The organism is Enterococcus ureasiticus, assembly GCF_001730285.1.
Classification (GTDB): Bacteria; Bacillota; Bacilli; order Lactobacillales; family Enterococcaceae; genus Enterococcus_L; species Enterococcus_L ureasiticus.
In genome coordinates this window covers 330,156-347,558 of record NZ_MIJZ01000001.1, presented here as the reverse complement: position 1 = coordinate 347,558, position 17,403 = coordinate 330,156, and the positions used below count along the sequence as shown (strand labels likewise).

The window sequence follows — 17,403 nt, the reverse complement described above, 5'->3', positions numbered from 1 at the left end:
TAATTAAAACTATTTATTAATTAAAGAGAAGTATTGATGACTATTATGATATAATAATATATAAATAATTTATAGTTATTCGGAGGTTTTTGGATGTAATTTATTCCTTAAATTATAAGTATCCAACACTTTAATCTTTTGATTAGTACTAACCGCAGTGTAAATCTGCGTCGTCACAATACTCGAATGTCCGAGTAGCTCCTGAACCTCTCGAATATCCGCACCATTTGACAAAAGTTCAGTAGCAAATGTATGCCGCAAATGCTGTGGAGTAGAGGCAGGGGCAATATTAGCTAAATCTCGATACTTGTAATAGATATTTTCAATCCCATAAATTGAAAGGCGTTTGCCGTATTTATTTAGAAATATAGCCTTAGATTTAGGTTGATAATTTTCTCTTACAGAAAGGTACTCTGTTAAAGCAGTATTGGTTTCAACAGGGGAGATGTAAATAAGTCGTTCTTTATGGTTTTTTCCTTTGATCAATAACAAACGACTTTTAGGTTGATAATCGATGATGTTTAAAGCATGTGCTTCGCCAATTCGAATACCTGTTGCGATTAATAGCTCAATTAAAGCAATATCCCGAATAAGATTTAGTCTTTTTGAAGGAGACAAGCTAGTGGATTGTAGTAGATACATTTGTTTTAATATCCTATTTATTTCTTCAGGTGTTACTATTTTAGGCAATTTTCTTGGAGTAATGTAATAATAATTGAAATTTGGTTTTTGCATCAAGGATAGATCCATTAAATTTTCATTAGTCAGATAGCGATAAAACATTTTGAAAACTACGATTTTACGTTTTAATGTCGTTGCTTTTAACGTTTGCTGGAATTCGCTAATATATTTAGTAATGCCAACAGGATATGGATAATTATTTTCAGAACAGAACTGATTTAAATTTATTAAGTCAGAATAGTATGCTTTTAAAGTTTTTTTTGAAATATTACTGAAGGTTTTTCGTTCTTCAAGATAGTTGTCGATATAGTCTTTAAAATCAATTTTCATTACAGTCAGCCTTTCTTTACGCCAAATAGAATCATTCTTTATCATAAGCTACCAAGTGGGAGATTTCTAGACTAGAAGTAAAAAGAAACATAATCCAGTTATTTTCCATCTGGCATTTTAAGGAGTATACTGAGGATGTATTGATTTTTTCAAAGAAAGGAATGAAAAAAATATGTCTTTAAAAAAAACAAAAGAGTTAGCGAATGGTTTGATCATCCCTCGTCTAGGTTTAGGTGTATGGCAAGTGAAAGATGGAGCAGAGGCTGTTGATTCGGTGAAGTGGGCGCTAGAAGCTGGGTATCGCTTGATTGATACTGCGGCAGCTTATAAAAATGAAGTTAGTGTGGGGGAAGGAATTCGTGCGTCAGGGGTTCCTCGGGAAGAAATTTTTGTTACGACTAAATTATGGAACGCTGATCAAGGGTATGATTCAACTCTAAAAGCATTTGATGAGAGTTTGAACAAGCTTGGTCTAGACTATATTGATTTATATTTAATTCATTGGCCAGTTGAAGGTAAATATAAGGATTCTTGGCGAGCAATGGAAGAAATCTATCAAAGTGGACGCGTTAAAGCAATAGGAGTTTCTAATTTCCATGAACACCATATTGAAGATTTACTAAAAGAGGCAAAGGTCGTGCCAATGGTTGATCAAATAGAAATCCATCCAACGTTGACACAAGAACCATTACGTAAATTTTTAGCGGATAACAAAATCGCTGTTGAAGCATGGTCTCCATTAGGACAAGGTAAGATCCTAGAAAATCCTATTTTAGTTGAAATCGGCAAGAAATATGATAAAACAGCAGCACAAGTGATTATTCGCTGGCATTTACAAAGTGATATCATAGTTATTCCAAAATCAGTTCATCAAGATCGTATCGAGCAAAACTTTGATGTATTTGATTTTGAATTGACAGATGAAGATATCAAAAGGATCGACGAACTAAACACTAATGAACGTTTAGGTCCAGATCCAGATAATTTTGATTTTTAAAGTAAAATAAATCATAAAGAATAAGGCAAGGGATTGTGTTAAAACAATCTCCTGCCTTATTTTTATAGTTGATTCACAAAATAATCGAATAACTGAAATTCTTTTGTATCCACGTCAAAACGAAGTTCTGGATGCCATTGAACACCTAACAATCTTTGTTTTGTGTCAATTGACTCAATAGCTTCTGCAATACCATCAGAAGATCGTGCAGTTACTTTTAATAAAGGCGCTAATTTATGGATTGCTTGATGGTGATAAGAATTAACACGATATTTTTCTCCAAGTAAGTGATACAAAGCACTGTCTGTTTCTATTTGAATGTCATGTGTTGCAAATTGTGGTTGAGTAGGTTGTTGTCCATGTTTGACTTTCCACTCAGGGTATAGAGAAAGATCTTGATATAAAGTTCCTCCTAAAGCAACGTTTATCAATTGCATTCCACGGCAAACCGCAAAAATGGGTTTATTTTGTTTAATTGCTTCTTGGATTAAAGCCAGTTCAAAAATGTCACGGTTGCGATTTGTTTCTTCAAGTTTTGGATGAGGTTCTTCTCCAAAAAAATCTGGGGAAATATCTTGGCCTCCAGCTAATAATAGTTTGTCGATTTGAGAAATATAATCCGCAGCAAATGTTTCTTCACCAATTGGTAAAACAATCGGTAATCCACCTGCTTTTTGAATCGCAGTTACGAACCCTTGTGGTGTATAACTAACATGGTTGCCGTTGAAAACATCAACGGATTGAATAATTTGATTTCCAGCTATGCCGATAATCGTTGTCATTTGATCACGTCCTTGATTAATATGTAGGGTAACAGTGTATCACTCTTTTTGTGAAATAGGGTTATAAATGGATTATAAGTATACTTAAATCGAAAAATAAAAGGAAAAGTAGTGAAAAAAACAGTTAGTCACGAATTTAGGCGCAACCTAAAAAGTGAGCAACTGTTTTTTATATTAACGAGTACGGATAACTTCGATTTTATATCCATCTGGATCAGTAATAAAGTAATACGATGGAGGGGTTCCAGGCAAGCCTTTCATATCGGTAACAGTGAAACCAGCATTTTTTTGTTCCTCATGTAATTTCTCGATTTCATCTGTGCTAATAGCGATATGACCATAACCGTCTCCAAGGTTGTAAGCTTCATGATCGTAATTATACGTTAACTCTAGTTCATAACCATCACCAGGCAAGGTTAGGTAAACTAAAGTAAATTTATGTTCTGGAAAATCACGACGGCGGCTTTCTTCAAAATTGAATGCCTTTTGATAAAATTCCAGCGACGCTTCTAAATCTTTGACACGAACACAAGTGTGAGCCATTTTCATATGAGTCATCTTCCTTTCAAAAGTGAATATTATCGCAGATTGAATCAAACAAACTGCTGACAATTTCATAGTAGCATAGACTTTAACGAAATTGTGAGTGAAATGATACGATATTACTTGTTCATGAGAAAATTCTCATGTAAAATTAGGTTAAAAGAAAAGGGAGTTGTTTTTATGAAAACACCGTCATTCGGTGAAAAATCGGAAACATTGGTTTATAAAAAAAGGCTAGGTGCTTATATTATTGTATCAAGAAATAATGGTACAGAAATAGTATTAATTCAAGCGCCGAATGGAGCATATTTTTTACCGGGCGGAGAAATTGAGCAAGGGGAGACGAAAGAAACTGCGATCCATCGGGAAATGATCGAAGAGCTTGGCATTGAAGTGGTCATCGGTGAGTATCTGGGACAAGCAGACGAGTATTTTCATTCAAGACATCGGAGTACTGATTATTATAATCCTGGTTATTTTTTTGTTGCAGATAGTTGGATACAGGTATGTGAACCATTAGAAAAAACAAATGCAATTTGTTGGGTGCCTGTTGATAAGGGAATTGATTTACTGAAACGTGGCAGTCATAAATGGGCAGTACATAAATGGAAATCGAATCTATAAGAACAAATTTTAAATAAAGTAAACTCTATTCAAATGGATATACACTAGAGACTAAACCTTGAAAAAGCAGTTTGCAAAATCTATGCAAACTGCTTTTTTAAATGAATTTGTTACATATATTTTAATAAAACTTCAGCAACACCGTCTTCATCGTTACTTGTCGTTTGGATATCGGCGGCACGTTTGACACTATCGGTTGCATTTCCCATTGCAACACCAATACCAGCATATTCAATCATCGATAAATCATTTTCATTATCTCCAATCGCCATTGTCTCAGACTGAGAAATACCTAAGTGTTCTGCGAGTTTTGCTAGCGCATTGCCTTTGCTTGCTTTTTTATTTAAAATCTCATAATAAAATTCGGTACTTTTAACTGTCGTAAATTTATTGATAAACTCTTCAGGTAGTTGGCTGATAGCTTTGTCTAAAATTTCAGGCTCATCAATCATCATCATTTTGATAATCGACATGTCAGGAGTCATTTCTTCAACTGTACGGTATTTTAGAGGCATATCGACTAACGATGCTTCGTGTACCGTATATTTGCCGATATCTCGGTTAGCAGTGTAAATAGCTTGATCATCTATTGTATGTAGATGAGTGCCAACTTTACGAGCCATTGATTCGATTTCTAAAAAGTCATCATGGCTCAATGTATATTGCGAGATGACCTTGTTCGATTTGGTTGCTTGTACTAAGGAACCATTGTATGTGATCACATAATCATTATCACCGTACAAATTTAATTCTGCCAATTGTTCTTTGACACCTGGTAGAGGCCGACCTGTACATAAAACAATATACATTCCACTCTCATTGGCTTTTTGCAGTGTTTCTTTCACTTTTGAGCTAATCTTTCTATTAGAATCGAGCAAGGTTCCGTCGATATCGATTGCAACTAATTTGACTGTCATAATATCCTCCTGTAAAAATATTCTTTAATTTTTTTCTTCGACTAATGCACCATTATGAATGTAGGCGGCAAATTCACGATAAGTGTCATCAAATAAATCATAATGCTGCTGTCTTTTCGGGTCAACCATTTCTTTTGGAAAATAAAAACGTTCATCGATCTGAGTTTGACCTGCAAGTGCTGCAACGAGATGACTGATTTTAGATAACTCGATCAATGTTCCGTCTTTTTGCATGATTTCAATCTGGGTTCGGTGACTATTTTTTTCTGGACGATAAAAATCATATGGCAAATCGTAACTTGAATTGATGGCAGTATAATATTTTGGGTTATAACCAACTTTTTCGATCAACGCTTGTAGATGGCGGATCGTCAGAGAATCTCGATTGCCAGAAAAGGTTGCAGATTTAAGGGGTCTGCGTATTAAAAAGCGATTGGCTAAATCGTTTAGAATCGGATCTGGTAAAGAGGTCCACTGTGTAAAATACGTATTTAACACGCCATCGTCCAATTTTAAGTATTCTTGTAATGAAAAATTTCCTTTGAAAAAAGGGACTAAAAGCTGAGAGTGTAATTGGTAGTCCTCTGGTTGTTGTTCATATAGTTCTTTTGCTCGGTGTAGTAAATGATCTAAAATAACTTCCATTCCACGAGAAACTGGATGGAAATAGACTTGAACATACATTTGATAGCGGCTCACGATGTAATCCTCTACCGCGTGCATTCCGTTCATGGCGAAGGCCAAGCCGTCTTTATATGGGCGAATCACACGTAAAATTCTGGTTAAATCAAAAGTACCATATTCAGTTCCAGTAAAATAAGCATCTCGCAATAAATAATCCATCCGATCAGCGTCAATTTGACTGGAAATCATCTGAACAACTTGTGGGTTAGGGTATTCTTTAGTAATAACACTTGCAACTTTATCTGGAAAATCTGCTGAGACTCGATTCAATATTTGGAAGACCTCGGTTTCTGGAGAAGTGATGATTTCTACAGTGATTGCTTCGTGATCTGTATTGAAAATATGTTCAAATGTGTGAGAATAAGGTCCATGACCAACATCGTGAAGTAACGCAGCACAAAGTGTAACTAGACGCTCATTATCATCCCAACCTTCGTCGCCTAAGCATTCAGCGGAATAATTACGTTGAAAAATGTCACAAATACGCCGTGTTATTTCATATACACCTAACGAATGTGCAAAACGGCTATGTTCTGCGCCATGAAAGGTAAAAGAAGAGGTACCTAGTTGTTTGATTCTGCGAAGTCTTTGTACTTCGGCTGAATTGATTAAATCTAAAATCACTTGATGCTGAACATGGATATAATTGTGGACAGGATCTCTAAAGACTTTTTCAATTGGTAAAATTTGATATTTATAAGGGATTGACATTGATTCACTCCTTTTTATTAATTGTATGTTTTCTCCTTGCTTCTATGATGTTCTCTCATCGAGACGCTTCACTGCATTATGAGATTAAAACAAAATTAATCCAACAATTGATTTCGTTGCTGCATTTTTTTCATTTGCTTATACACTTCAGTTGTAAACCACTCTGAAGTCAATAATTTAGGTACTATTTGACGATCGATGGTAATGGGGGTGTTATCTAATAATACGCTAATTAACCGTTTTTTCACCTCATCGACCGTTAGTTTTATTTGAAGCAAATCTTCTAAATTTGCCATAACAGCTGGATCAACAGGTGGGTAACCATTTTTGCCAAAATTTTCTTGTAAACTAGCTTCATAAAAACGTCGAACACTTTCACCACGATTTTGTTGATTTCCATTGACGCTCAAATAAATCATGATAGCTGTACCGTCTTTGACACGGCGTTGCGCAATTCCAGCAAACTTTCTACCATTGATACTTAAATCGAATGTACCTGGACAATAAGATTCAGTAATCTCGAAGGCTTCGATAACGTGCATTGTATCTTCAAATGCGCATTTGATCCAATTCCACATATGAGTATAGGCTTCATCAATACTTATTTTTTTGTTGCCCGGATTTGGCAGAATCAAGGAAACATTTAAAATACCGGCATCAGCAATCACGCCAAGTCCTCCAGCATTACGTATCACAATATTGTAGCCATCATGTTGTAAAGAAGCTAGTCCTTTTTTTAAATCTGTTACTCGTGTATCTTTCATACCAAGAATCATTGCTTGGTCAAGCTGCCAGAAATGAATGATCGGCTGCTGATTGATTCCAGAGAAAGTAGTCAAAGTATCCGTTAAAGCAAAAGGAAGAAAGTAGTCTTTTTTGGTTAAACAATGTTGATCGTATAAAAAGATTGTTTCGGTTGTAAATAATTGATTTAAATTAGTCATCTTGGTCTTCATCCTGTTTTACGCGGGAAACGTAGTCTTTCACTTCTTTATTCATTTGGTTATATTCATTCGTAAAACGCATAGGTTTACTGATAATCCTCATTGGCATAGTGGCTAAAAATTTACTAAAATCTTGTCTGGCTTCCTCAGTTAGGCGACCAGGCTTAGAAACTAAACGTTCATAAAGATAATGATAAAACTGATTCATTGCATCAATATCAATGCTCATTTGATTATGGCACTCTGCACATTCTATGCTGGAAATGATTTCGTTCATATATTGAATGCCATGGAGTGTTTCTTTTTGGCAATGCATGCAAAATAACATCGCTTCTTCATCGTGAAATAACATTTATTTCCACCTCCATGTTCTATTATAAACGATTTTAGTGAAAAATCATGCTTATCTGTATAGAAATAACAAGGAAATCGATAAATTTTAAGGAAATCAAAAAAAAGAAGAGAAAATCTTGCTATCGCTTAAAGAAAACTATAGAATATTTACATATGATTCGTTTAAGAACAAATGTAAAGGAGTGGGGAAATGAACCAAAAGGCAATCAAAAACCGGCCGTTTAAAGCGATTGATGAGCTAGAAGCTCTTAAAAAAATGTGGAAAATTCGTATTTTTGAAGAAATGATTCAAGAGCTATTTGATGCTGGAGAATTGTATGGTACGATGCATCTTTGTATTGGGCAAGAAGCCACGGCTGTTGGCGGAGCAGGTATTTTAGACCAAAGGGATTGGATCGTTTCCACTCATAGAAATCATGGGCATTGTATTGCAAAAGGAACGGATATTAGAAGTATGTTTGCTGAGATGTTAGGAAAGAAAACGGGGACTAATGGTGGCAAAGGCGGTAGCATGCATATTGCAGATTTAGACGTGGGTAATTTAGGGTCAAACGGCATTGTCGGTGCTGGTTTTCCAATTGCAGCTGGTGCTGCTTTGAGCGCGCAAATGCAAGGAACTGATCAAGTTGTGTTATGTTATGCTGGAGACGGAGCTACGAACGAAGGGAGTTTTCATGAAGCGCTGAATCTGGCTTCTATTTGGCAATTGCCAGTTATTTATTTCATTGAAAATAACCAGTACGGAATGAGCAGTTCTATTGAACAGATGGTCAATATCAAAAAGCTTTCTGATCGGAGCAAAAGTTATGGTATTGAAGGTATAACGATTGATGGCAATGATCTAGCAGTAGTGGCAGAAACTGTTTCCAAAGCTGTTTCCAAGGCTAGAAGTGGTGGAGGTCCGACGTTGATTGAGGCGTTAACGTATCGTCAAAAAGGTCATTCAAAATCGGATAAGCTAATGTATCGTTCAGAAGAAGAGTGTCGTGAGTGGCAAGTAAATAATGATCCGATATTACGTCTAGAAAAAGAATTAATTCGAAACAAGAGGATAAAAGATGAGGAAATTCGACAGTTGGAAATGGCAATTCGAAAAGAGCTGGCTGATTTAGTTACATCTGTGAAACTGGATTGTGAGCCAATGATTGAAGACTTATGGACTCATGTCTATGCGGAGGATGAAGTATGAGAACGATCACTTATCTACAAGCAATCAATGAAGCCTTGGATGAAGCTTTAGCTCAAGATGAACGTGTTTTTCTTTTAGGAGAAGATATTGGCATTTATGGCGGTGGTTTTGGTGCTACTCAAGGACTTCAGGAAAAGTATGGGAAACAGCGTGTTCGTGATACACCTATTTCAGAAAGTGCAATAGCCGGTGTTGCGGTGGGGGCAGCCATGACAGGGATGCGTCCGGTGATGGAATTACAGTTTTCCGATTTTATTACTGTCGCAATGGATCAGTTAGTCAATCAAGCGGCAAAAATCCACTATATGTACAGTGGCAAAGCTACGGTTCCTTTAGTAATGAGAACCGCGTCTGGCTCAGGTACAGGAGCGGCCGCTCAGCATTCACAGAGTTTGGAAAATTGGATGGCTCATATCCCTGGATTAAAAGTAATTCAGCCAAGCAATGCGTATGACGCCAAAGGGTTACTCCACGCAGCAATCAAAGATAATAATCCAGTGATGTTTTATGAGCATAAACTACTATATAAGACTACGGGGAATGTGCCTGATGAGCCTTATGTACTCCCTATAGGCGTTGCTGATATCAAACGAAACGGGACAGATGTTACGATTATCGCCACAGGAATTATGGTCAATAAAGCCTTGGAAGCGGCAGACATTCTTAAAGAAAAGAATATTTCTGTTGAGGTTATTGATCCTAGAACATTGGTTCCACTCGATCAAAGAACTATTTTGACTTCTGTTGAAAAAACAAAGCGAGTGATTGTTGCGACAGAAGCAGTAAAAAATAGTGGATTCAGTGCAGAAATCACATCGATCATCGCGGAGTCTAAAGTTGCGATGAAGCTACACGCATCGATTGTTCGTTTAGGTGGAGAGTTTGTTCCGATGCCCGCACAAAAAATATTAGAGGCACATGCGACACCTCAAGTAACTTCATTGGTTAAAGCAGTGAAACAAATCATGTCAGAAATCGAGGTTTAACTATGAAGATAAGTGAAGACCGCAGAAAAATGCTAAAAATCGTTACAATGTACTATGAGCAAGGGATGACTCAAGCTGTAATTTCAAAAAAAATGGGCGTTTCAAGACCGGTCATTTCAAAAATTTTACAACAGGCCAAAGAGTCAGGAATTATTTCAATCTCGATCAAAGACGAATCGGCGTATGCAGTCGAATTGGGGTTACGTTTAGAAAAAAAGTATCAGCTTGATGACGTGATCGTAATACCAACTAACGAGCAGAAACAACTTGAAACTGTAAAAAAAGAAGTGAGCCGAGCAGCCTCGTTTTATTTTAAGGAGCGTTTAAAGCCTGGAATGAACGTTGGGTTGTCATGGGGAACCACGTTAGCTGATATGATCGACGAGATGCCCTACCAGTCTTTTCCAACGATCAATGTTTGCCCTTTGGTTGGTGGTGTTTCCAGTGAACATCTTTATTTTGATACCAATCATTTGGTATTTCGATTAGCAGAGAAACTAAATAGCCGTTGCCAATATTTTTACGCACCTGCACTAGCAGAGAGTATCGAATTAGCCGATGTCTTAAACAAGTCACAATTAGTCGGGAAAGCGATGGAGCAAGCAAAAAATGTTGATTTTGCAATTATTGGCGTAGGGAATCCGAATGAAAGTTCTACATGGAAACGCCTAGGTTATATCGAAACAAATGAACTGCGAATCATCAAAGAAACAGGAGTCAAAGGAGATGCAGTAGCATCCTTATTTGACAAAAATGGTCAAACAGTGAACAATGAAATAAGTAAGCGAATGTTAGGGATTAAAGTGGAAGATTTAGGGAGCATATCCGAAGTAATGGTTATTGGCTGCGGTGAGGAAAAAGTCGAAAGTATCAAACCGTTATTACTTGGTAAATGTTGTACTATTTTAGTTGTTGATCAACTGATTGCGGAAGCTTTGGTTTAAAGCGGGAGAATCTGTAATGTATAACTTTATAGGCTAGCCTTTCGGAAAAAAGATAAAAAAGGAAAGTGACAAAAAGAGTCACAGTCAATTTTTCCTATTTTTCAGTCGAGGCTGGATGAGTCCGCTACGCTTTTAAATTAAGGAGAGTGCTTTTAATGGATTTATCACAAGGAACACCTGTATCTATTCAATTGAAAACAGTAGTAGATCAAGCTGGTGAAAAGAAAAACTTTTATTTCGATTTGGAAGGACAAATCGTGAAAATTGGCGATACTTTATATATTCGCTATAAAGAAGAGCAAGAAGAAGGGGAACCTGTTCCTGTAACAATCAAAGTTGAACCAGATGGGAAAATTCAATTGATTCGTGCAGGCGGACTTAGAATGCGTCTGAAGTTTGCTTATCAGGAGCGTTTAGATACGAGTTATAAAACGCCTTATGGCTTATTCCAAATTACGACATTTACTCGTAATTTACGCTTCAGTCTTAAGGATCAGCCGGTTGCAGGAAGCATTTTGATTGATTACGATTTGTTCTCTCAAACAGAAAAAATCGGTGAATATCATTTAGAACTAGAATTTACTGCTTAATTATGTAATAATCAATTGATTTTTTCTCCATGTTTTTGTATGATAAGGAGTAGACTGTGAAAGGACGTGTACCGTTTGGAAATTAATGTATTTGACGGGTTGAACAAAGATGAATTATCCATGATCGAAGTTGCGCACGCAATTTTAGAACAACGTGAAGATGTGATGGACTTCTCTGATTTAGTAAACCAAATTCAAAATTATCTTGGAAAATCTGACAGCGAAATTCGTGACTCTTTAGCACAATTTTATACTGACTTAAATATTGATGGCAGTTTTATCTCTCTTGGAGATAACCGTTGGGGCTTGCGCTCATGGTATCCAATCGATTCTATCGATGAAGAAGTAACACATGGTTTAGAAGAAGATGAAGAAGACAAACCACGCCGTAGAAAACGTAAAAAAGTCAATGCCTTCATTATTGATGCCAATGATGAAGATGTGATCGACTACAACGATGACGATCCGGAAGATGCTGAATTAACGGATGAAGATGACGACGATATTCTTTATGATGATGATGACGATGAAGAAGATGAAGAGATCAAAGCGTATAACTCGGATCTTCAAGAAATCGGAGCAGATTCTGATGATGAAGAAGAAGTATTACCGGGAATTGAAGAAGATCTTACGATCATCGATGAAGATGATGTGGATGATGACTTTGATGATGAAGATGAATATGCGAATCCTGAAGAGGAAGCATAAACTTTAAGAATAGGAGTGTTCTCAATGCGAGAACACTCCTATTCTTATTTGCTAAAACGAAAGCCATCAGCATTTTAGTTTAAATAAGAAAAAAATCAATCAAAATGATTGACAAATGGTCTATATCTTTGTAAACTGTCACTGTTAACAAAAATGAATAGCGTTTTCATGTGACTAGATAATACTAGGCATGGAAGAATTTCATTAAAATATGATATACTCATATTTTGACGGGATTGTTCTATGCTTTTTTTGTTGTCTTATAGCAGGAAAACGGACAATCTACTTCTGCAGAAGAGGAATGTTTATGAAAATTAAAAAGGTGCTTAATCAAAATGCTGTGCTTGTCATTGATGCTGGGCAGGAAAAAGTGGCAGTTGGTAAAGGCGTGGGCTTTAACAAAAAGAAAAATGATTTGTTATTCCCGCAACAAGTGGAACGAATGTTTGTTATGGAACCTGAAGGCTTGAAAAAACTCCAAGTTTTATTATCACAAATCGATGAAAAGTATTTTTTTGTCACGGAAGAAATCATTACCCATGCAGAAACGATCTTGGGTGAAAAATTGAATGAACATATCAATATTGGTTTGAGTGATCACATTGCATTTGCTGCAGAGAATATCCAAAATAATATCATTGTGCGAAATAAGCTTTTGAATGAAATTGAAATTCTTTATACTGAAGAGTTTTCAATTGCGCAATGGGCAGTGGATTATTTGACGCAAACGTTAGGCATCCCATTTAGTTATGACGAAGCAGGTTACATCGCAATCCATATTCACAGTGCTCGCAGCGGACGAACGGATAATAGTAAAAGTATTCGTGAAGTCACTATTGTTTCAGAAATTATTCATTTGATCGAGCAAGAATTAGGAATCAATATCCATGATGAAAGGATGAGCTTAAGCTACTCACGACTAGTCAATCATCTACGCTTGTTTATTCACCGTTTTCAGCAAAGTCAGTATGCAGTTTTGGATGATGAAATTTTAGATGTTGTACGTAAGAAATACGCAGAAAGTTACGAAATATCAAAAAAAGTTCAAGTTTTGTTAATGAGAAATTTTCACTACCAAGTACCAAATGAAGAATTAGGTTATCTGGCTATTCATATCGAACGGCTGAAGATGATCAAATAAAAGACAAGGGAGATACAAAAATGAAAGCATATATGCAAAGAATGGGACGCTCATTGATGCTTCCTGTAGCGGTATTACCAGCTGCAGCAATTTTAATGGGTATTGGGTATTGGATTGATCCTAACGTAATGACTGGTTTAGGGGATCCAAATTTTCTATCTGTCTTTTTAGTTAAAGCAGGTGGCGCGATTATTGATAACTTGCCAGTTTTATTTGCAGTAGGTTTAGCACTAGGTATGTCTAAAGATAAAGATGGTGCAGCTGCTCTTAGTGGTTTAGTTGCCTTCTTAGTAGTAACAACGTTGCTTTCAACTGCAACAGTAGGTGCAATGAAGGGTATTCCTGTAGATCAAGTGGATCCTTCTTTTGCTAAAATCGGTAATGCATTTATCGGGATTTTATCTGGATTGATTGCGGCTTCAATGTACAATCGATTTAGTCAGGTGAAATTACCAATGGCGTTATCCTTCTTTAGTGGTAAGCGTCTAGTACCGATTATGACTGCTTTAGCAATGTTAGTGGCTTCTGGTGTATTATTCTTCGTATGGCCAGTGGTATTCTCTGGATTAGTTACTTTTGGTGAGTCTATTTCAAAATTAGGTGCTGTTGGTGCTGGGCTTTACGGATTCTTCAACCGTCTGTTGATTCCAACAGGGTTACACCACGCGTTAAACTCAGTATTCTGGTTTGACGTAGCTGGTATCAATGATATTGGTAATTTCTTATCTGGTACTGGTGAAAAAGGGATCACTGGTATGTATCAAGCTGGTTTCTTCCCAATGATGATGTTTGGTTTACCAGCTGGTGCTTATGCAATTTATCGTAATGCTCGTCCTGAAAAGAAAAAAGCAACTGCTTCATTGATGATTGCAGCAGCGTTTGCTTCATTCTTTACTGGTATTACTGAGCCATTAGAATTCTCATTTATGTTTGTTGCATGGCCTTTATATGTTTTACATGCTATTTTGACAGGAATTTCATTATTTATTTCTGCATTCTTCCACTGGACAGCAGGTTTCGCTTTCAGTGCTGGTTTAGTCGATTTTGTTTTAAGCTTACGTAATCCAATTGCCAACCAACCGTATATGTTGATTGTTCAAGGATTAGTTATGGCAGTTCTTTACTTCTTCGTATTTGATTTCGCAATCAAAAAATTCAATTTGATGACTCCTGGTCGTGAAGAGGGCGAAGGCGAAGAAACACCAGATATCGATACGACTGGTGATAACAGATTTGCAGTTTTAGCAAGCAAAATTTATCAAGGGCTTGGCGGAGATGCTAACGTTACTTCAATCGATAACTGTACAACTCGTTTACGTTTAACAGTTGACGATACAAGCAAAGTCGATCAAGCAAAAATCAAAGCAACCGGTGTACCAGGTGTGAAAGTGATCGATGACACGAACATTCAAGTTATTGTTGGAACAGAAGTTCAATTCGTAGCGGACGAAATGAATAAAATCCGTAATGGTGCAGCACCGGTTTCAGGGGGAACTGTAAAAAAGCCTGAAGTAAAACCAGAAGCACCAAAAGCAACTGCAAAAGACACTGAAATCTACGCTGTTGCAAACGGAAAAGTTATTCCAATTTCAGAAGTACAAGATGATGTCTTCTCAGCAAAAATGATGGGTGATGGTTTTGCTGTTATCCCAACAGATGGTGAAGTATCAACTCCTGTTGCAGGTAAAATCACAAGTATTTTCCCAACAAAACATGCGTTAGGGATCCAAACAGATTCTGGTATTGAAGTATTGTTGCACATGGGATTAGACACAGTTGAGCTAAAAGGTGCTCCATTTACTTTACACGTTGAAGAAGGTCAAGTCTTGAAACAAGGTGATAAAGTTGCAACAATCGATTTAGCGGCGTTAGAAACTGCTGGTAAAAAATCTGATTTGATTGTGGTCTTTACAAATCAAGATATTGTTGAAAACTATGATTTAACAAAAGCAAACAAAACAGTTTCTGCTAATGATTCAATTGGTAAAGTAATTGTAAAATAAATAAGTAAAAACTATCTGAGAAAAGTTCTCGGATAGTTTTTTTCTATGGTTGCAATATTTTTTTTCTATGATATGGTTAGATTGTTATTGTTTTATGTTATCTAGCTTTTTGGGCTATTGATTCGGAAAAAAGGCCGAACAAGCTCTTTCAGCTTTTAAATTTAGGAGGAGATTATCTTGCATGAATAACGCTGGACACAAAGAAGTGCCAGTTGATGATCATACGGTTTCTTTGTGTCATATTGGGTAAATATGATGAAGATGAAGGAGCAGAATTAAATGATTATTATTAAAGGGAACAATCCAAGAAAAATCGAAAAAGTTTGGGAATTAGTAAAAAAAGATCACACAGGGAAGAAAGTTGCAATCGTTGGATATCATGGAGAAATTCCACATAATTTTATTCGAGCAAAACAAATGCCTACCTATGAAACAATGACAAAACACAAAACACTTGACGATTTAACACGTTTTTTAAAAGAGACAAAGGATCGATTTGAAGCAGTCATTCTTTATATTGATTGTGAATCTCATTTGATAGAGTCAATAAAGGAAGCAACAAAGTCATATAAGGAACAATTCATCCTAACGGTTTATGATGAAAAAGTATATGAGCAAGTGATTGATGGAGAATAAAGGTGGTAATAGTATGAACGAAAATACAGAAAGATTGTTGGGCCTTATCCAACAGTTTCAAACAGAAGATCTTTCATTAGACGATGCAATAGAACTTCGTCGACTATCAGCGGAATTTGCAAATGAATGCGGGGAAGCTGTTGAACAGAAGATGGATCAGTTTTACAAAAAGTGAGTAAGTATAGTAATGGCAACATTCGGGAGGACTAGAAGAAATCTGTCCTTCCTTTTTTTATTCTCCATGTTTTCTTTTTACTTATAATTAGTAAGCAAAAAAGTTGTAGTTATTAATAAAAGGTATATAATAACACTATAAAGGTCAGAGATGGTCAATAAAAACCAGACTTTTTACTGAACCTTTAAACAAAATAGGAGGTTTGTAAAATGGCAAAACAACATTATGACAGAAGTAAACCACATGTAAATATCGGCACAATCGGACATGTCGATCACGGAAAAACAACATTGACCGCTGCAATCACAACAGTATTAGGGAAAAAAGGCCTAGCAAACCCGCAAGACTATGCTAGTATTGATGCAGCACCAGAAGAACGTGAACGTGGGATTACAATCAATACATCACATGTAGAATATGAAACCGAAGCACGTCACTATGCTCATATCGATGCACCAGGACACGCAGATTATGTTAAAAACATGATCACAGGTGCAGCACAAATGGATGGCGCGATCTTAGTAGTATCAGCAACAGACGGACCTATGCCGCAAACAAGAGAACATATCTTATTGTCTCGTCAAGTAGGCGTTAAATATTTAATTGTTTTTCTTAATAAAATAGATTTAGTAGATGATGAAGAATTGATCGATCTTGTTGAAATGGAAGTTCGTGAATTGTTAAATGAATATAATTTCCCAGGAGACACTACTCCAATCATTAAAGGTTCTGCTTTAAAAGCATTACAAGGTGATCCTGCCGCTGAAGCTGCAATCATGGAATTAATGGATACGGTGGATGAGTATATCCCAACACCGGAAAGGGATACAGATAAACCATTGTTATTACCAGTCGAAGATGTTTTTTCAATCACTGGTCGTGGTACAGTTGCATCTGGTCGTATCGATCGTGGGAAAGTAAGCGTTGGTGATGAAATCGAGATTGTCGGTATTAAACCTGATACACAAAAAGCTGTGGTAACAGGAATTGAAATGTTCCGTAAAACGTTAGACTATGGTGAAGCAGGAGATAATGTCGGCGTTCTTTTAAGAGGGATTACTCGTGATGAAATTGAACGCGGACAAGTCATTGCAAAACCGGGTTCAATCACACCCCATACAAAATTTATTGCTGAAGTTTATGTATTAACAAAAGAAGAAGGTGGACGACATACACCATTTTTCACAAATTATCGCCCACAATTTTATTTCCGAACAACGGATGTAACAGGAGTAGTAGAATTACCAGAAGGCATTGAAATGGTAATGCCGGGAGACAATGTGACAATCGATGTTGAATTGATCCATCCGATCGCAGTGGAACAAGGTACTACCTTCTCTATTCGTGAAGGTGGACGGACCGTTGGATCTGGAATCGTTACTGAAATAGAAAAATAGCCAAAAAAAGAATCTTTGATGATCTTGATCAGAGATTCTTTTTTATTTCGAAAATATACTCTACCGA

The 17,403-nt window shown here is 36.5% G+C and carries 19 protein-coding genes; 12 read left to right on the top strand and 7 right to left on the bottom strand.

What is annotated here, in order from left to right; genetic code table 11:
* Positions 1-75 precede the first annotated feature (75 nt).
* Entirely contained in the window at positions 76-1,011 is a 936-nt protein-coding gene (locus tag BCR21_RS01660) for a tyrosine-type recombinase/integrase (protein ID WP_069644784.1), read from the bottom strand.
* Between the two features lie 172 nt (positions 1,012-1,183).
* On the opposite strand from BCR21_RS01660, the gene BCR21_RS01655 reads away from it, so the two are divergent.
* Complete coding sequence (locus BCR21_RS01655; RefSeq protein ID WP_069644783.1) at positions 1,184-2,008, top strand: aldo/keto reductase; 825 nt, start codon at positions 1,184-1,186, stop codon at positions 2,006-2,008.
* 62 nt (positions 2,009-2,070) lie between these two features.
* On the opposite strand, the gene BCR21_RS01650 is transcribed toward BCR21_RS01655, so the two are convergent.
* Complete coding sequence (locus BCR21_RS01650; protein WP_069644782.1) at positions 2,071-2,790, bottom strand: gamma-glutamyl-gamma-aminobutyrate hydrolase family protein; 720 nt, start codon at positions 2,788-2,790, stop codon at positions 2,071-2,073.
* A gap of 174 nt (positions 2,791-2,964) precedes the next feature.
* The gene (gene gloA, locus BCR21_RS01645; protein ID WP_069644781.1) at positions 2,965-3,339 is read right to left on the bottom strand and encodes a lactoylglutathione lyase; all 375 of its coding nucleotides are present in this window, start codon (positions 3,337-3,339) and stop codon (positions 2,965-2,967) included.
* A gap of 174 nt (positions 3,340-3,513) precedes the next feature.
* On the opposite strand from gloA, the gene BCR21_RS01640 reads away from it, so the two are divergent.
* Positions 3,514-3,957 carry an NUDIX hydrolase gene (locus BCR21_RS01640; protein ID WP_069644780.1) on the top strand — a complete coding sequence of 148 codons (444 nt, stop codon included), beginning with the start codon at positions 3,514-3,516 and terminating at the stop codon, positions 3,955-3,957.
* 110 nt (positions 3,958-4,067) lie between these two features.
* On the opposite strand, the gene yidA is transcribed toward BCR21_RS01640, so the two are convergent.
* The 4 genes from yidA to BCR21_RS01620 all read right to left on the bottom strand — a co-directional run bounded on the left by yidA (position 4,068) and on the right by BCR21_RS01620 (position 7,565).
* Positions 4,068-4,874: a sugar-phosphatase gene (gene yidA / locus BCR21_RS01635; protein WP_069644779.1), complete on the bottom strand. Its 807-nt coding sequence runs from the start codon at positions 4,872-4,874 to the stop codon at positions 4,068-4,070.
* 24 nt (positions 4,875-4,898) lie between these two features.
* Positions 4,899-6,269, bottom strand: coding sequence for an HD domain-containing protein (locus BCR21_RS01630; RefSeq protein ID WP_069644778.1), 1,371 nt, complete (start codon positions 6,267-6,269; stop codon positions 4,899-4,901).
* Between the two features lie 95 nt (positions 6,270-6,364).
* The gene (locus BCR21_RS01625) at positions 6,365-7,213 is read right to left on the bottom strand and encodes a lipoate--protein ligase family protein (RefSeq protein WP_069644777.1); all 849 of its coding nucleotides are present in this window, start codon (positions 7,211-7,213) and stop codon (positions 6,365-6,367) included.
* Positions 7,206-7,565 (bottom strand): hypothetical protein, encoded by a 360-nt coding sequence (locus tag BCR21_RS01620; RefSeq protein WP_069644776.1) that lies wholly within the window; start codon positions 7,563-7,565, stop codon positions 7,206-7,208. The genes BCR21_RS01625 and BCR21_RS01620 overlap by 8 nt, the downstream gene beginning before the upstream one ends.
* A gap of 192 nt (positions 7,566-7,757) precedes the next feature.
* Here BCR21_RS01620 and BCR21_RS01615 point away from each other — a divergent pair, with 192 nt between their 5' ends.
* From BCR21_RS01615 to tuf, 10 genes are all read left to right on the top strand, one after another.
* Complete coding sequence (locus BCR21_RS01615; RefSeq protein WP_069644775.1) at positions 7,758-8,756, top strand: thiamine pyrophosphate-dependent dehydrogenase E1 component subunit alpha; 999 nt, start codon at positions 7,758-7,760, stop codon at positions 8,754-8,756.
* Positions 8,753-9,742 carry an alpha-ketoacid dehydrogenase subunit beta gene (locus BCR21_RS01610; RefSeq protein WP_069644774.1) on the top strand — a complete coding sequence of 330 codons (990 nt, stop codon included), beginning with the start codon at positions 8,753-8,755 and terminating at the stop codon, positions 9,740-9,742. Before BCR21_RS01615 ends, BCR21_RS01610 begins: the two co-directional genes overlap by 4 nt.
* A 2-nt stretch (positions 9,743-9,744) precedes the next feature.
* Positions 9,745-10,686, top strand: coding sequence for a sugar-binding transcriptional regulator (locus BCR21_RS01605; RefSeq protein ID WP_069644773.1), 942 nt, complete (start codon positions 9,745-9,747; stop codon positions 10,684-10,686).
* A gap of 155 nt (positions 10,687-10,841) precedes the next feature.
* On the top strand, positions 10,842-11,276 hold the full coding sequence (locus BCR21_RS01600) for a YwiB family protein (protein ID WP_069644772.1): 435 nt from the start codon (positions 10,842-10,844) through the stop codon (positions 11,274-11,276).
* Between the two features lie 75 nt (positions 11,277-11,351).
* Entirely contained in the window at positions 11,352-11,984 is a 633-nt protein-coding gene (rpoE, locus tag BCR21_RS01595) for a DNA-directed RNA polymerase subunit delta (RefSeq protein WP_069644771.1), read from the top strand.
* A gap of 307 nt (positions 11,985-12,291) precedes the next feature.
* On the top strand, positions 12,292-13,125 hold the full coding sequence (locus BCR21_RS01590; protein ID WP_069644770.1) for a PRD domain-containing protein: 834 nt from the start codon (positions 12,292-12,294) through the stop codon (positions 13,123-13,125).
* A 20-nt stretch (positions 13,126-13,145) separates the two neighbouring features.
* Positions 13,146-15,128: an N-acetylglucosamine-specific PTS transporter subunit IIBC gene (gene nagE / locus BCR21_RS01585; RefSeq protein ID WP_069644769.1), complete on the top strand. Its 1,983-nt coding sequence runs from the start codon at positions 13,146-13,148 to the stop codon at positions 15,126-15,128.
* Positions 15,129-15,407: 279 nt separating this feature from the next.
* Complete coding sequence (locus BCR21_RS01580) at positions 15,408-15,764, top strand: hypothetical protein (RefSeq protein WP_069644768.1); 357 nt, start codon at positions 15,408-15,410, stop codon at positions 15,762-15,764.
* A 13-nt stretch (positions 15,765-15,777) separates the two neighbouring features.
* Positions 15,778-15,939, top strand: coding sequence for a hypothetical protein (locus BCR21_RS16940; protein ID WP_167351757.1), 162 nt, complete (start codon positions 15,778-15,780; stop codon positions 15,937-15,939).
* Between the two features lie 209 nt (positions 15,940-16,148).
* On the top strand, positions 16,149-17,336 hold the full coding sequence (gene tuf / locus BCR21_RS01570) for an elongation factor Tu (RefSeq protein WP_069644766.1): 1,188 nt from the start codon (positions 16,149-16,151) through the stop codon (positions 17,334-17,336).
* Positions 17,337-17,403: the final 67 nt, after the last annotated feature.

Coding starts and splice junctions, on each gene's coding strand:
- BCR21_RS01660 (WP_069644784.1), bottom strand. CDS start 1,011: ATGAAAATTGATTTTAAAGACTATATCGACAACTATCTTGAAGAACGA.
- BCR21_RS01655 (WP_069644783.1), top strand. CDS start 1,184: ATGTCTTTAAAAAAAACAAAAGAGTTAGCGAATGGTTTGATCATCCCT.
- BCR21_RS01650 (WP_069644782.1), bottom strand. CDS start 2,790: ATGACAACGATTATCGGCATAGCTGGAAATCAAATTATTCAATCCGTT.
- gloA (WP_069644781.1), bottom strand. CDS start 3,339: ATGAAAATGGCTCACACTTGTGTTCGTGTCAAAGATTTAGAAGCGTCG.
- BCR21_RS01640 (WP_069644780.1), top strand. CDS start 3,514: ATGAAAACACCGTCATTCGGTGAAAAATCGGAAACATTGGTTTATAAA.
- yidA (WP_069644779.1), bottom strand. CDS start 4,874: ATGACAGTCAAATTAGTTGCAATCGATATCGACGGAACCTTGCTCGAT.
- BCR21_RS01630 (WP_069644778.1), bottom strand. CDS start 6,269: ATGTCAATCCCTTATAAATATCAAATTTTACCAATTGAAAAAGTCTTT.
- BCR21_RS01625 (WP_069644777.1), bottom strand. CDS start 7,213: ATGACTAATTTAAATCAATTATTTACAACCGAAACAATCTTTTTATAC.
- BCR21_RS01620 (WP_069644776.1), bottom strand. CDS start 7,565: ATGTTATTTCACGATGAAGAAGCGATGTTATTTTGCATGCATTGCCAA.
- BCR21_RS01615 (WP_069644775.1), top strand. CDS start 7,758: ATGAACCAAAAGGCAATCAAAAACCGGCCGTTTAAAGCGATTGATGAG.
- BCR21_RS01610 (WP_069644774.1), top strand. CDS start 8,753: ATGAGAACGATCACTTATCTACAAGCAATCAATGAAGCCTTGGATGAA.
- BCR21_RS01605 (WP_069644773.1), top strand. CDS start 9,745: ATGAAGATAAGTGAAGACCGCAGAAAAATGCTAAAAATCGTTACAATG.
- BCR21_RS01600 (WP_069644772.1), top strand. CDS start 10,842: ATGGATTTATCACAAGGAACACCTGTATCTATTCAATTGAAAACAGTA.
- BCR21_RS01590 (WP_069644770.1), top strand. CDS start 12,292: ATGAAAATTAAAAAGGTGCTTAATCAAAATGCTGTGCTTGTCATTGAT.
- nagE (WP_069644769.1), top strand. CDS start 13,146: ATGAAAGCATATATGCAAAGAATGGGACGCTCATTGATGCTTCCTGTA.
- BCR21_RS01580 (WP_069644768.1), top strand. CDS start 15,408: ATGATTATTATTAAAGGGAACAATCCAAGAAAAATCGAAAAAGTTTGG.
- BCR21_RS16940 (WP_167351757.1), top strand. CDS start 15,778: ATGAACGAAAATACAGAAAGATTGTTGGGCCTTATCCAACAGTTTCAA.
- tuf (WP_069644766.1), top strand. CDS start 16,149: ATGGCAAAACAACATTATGACAGAAGTAAACCACATGTAAATATCGGC.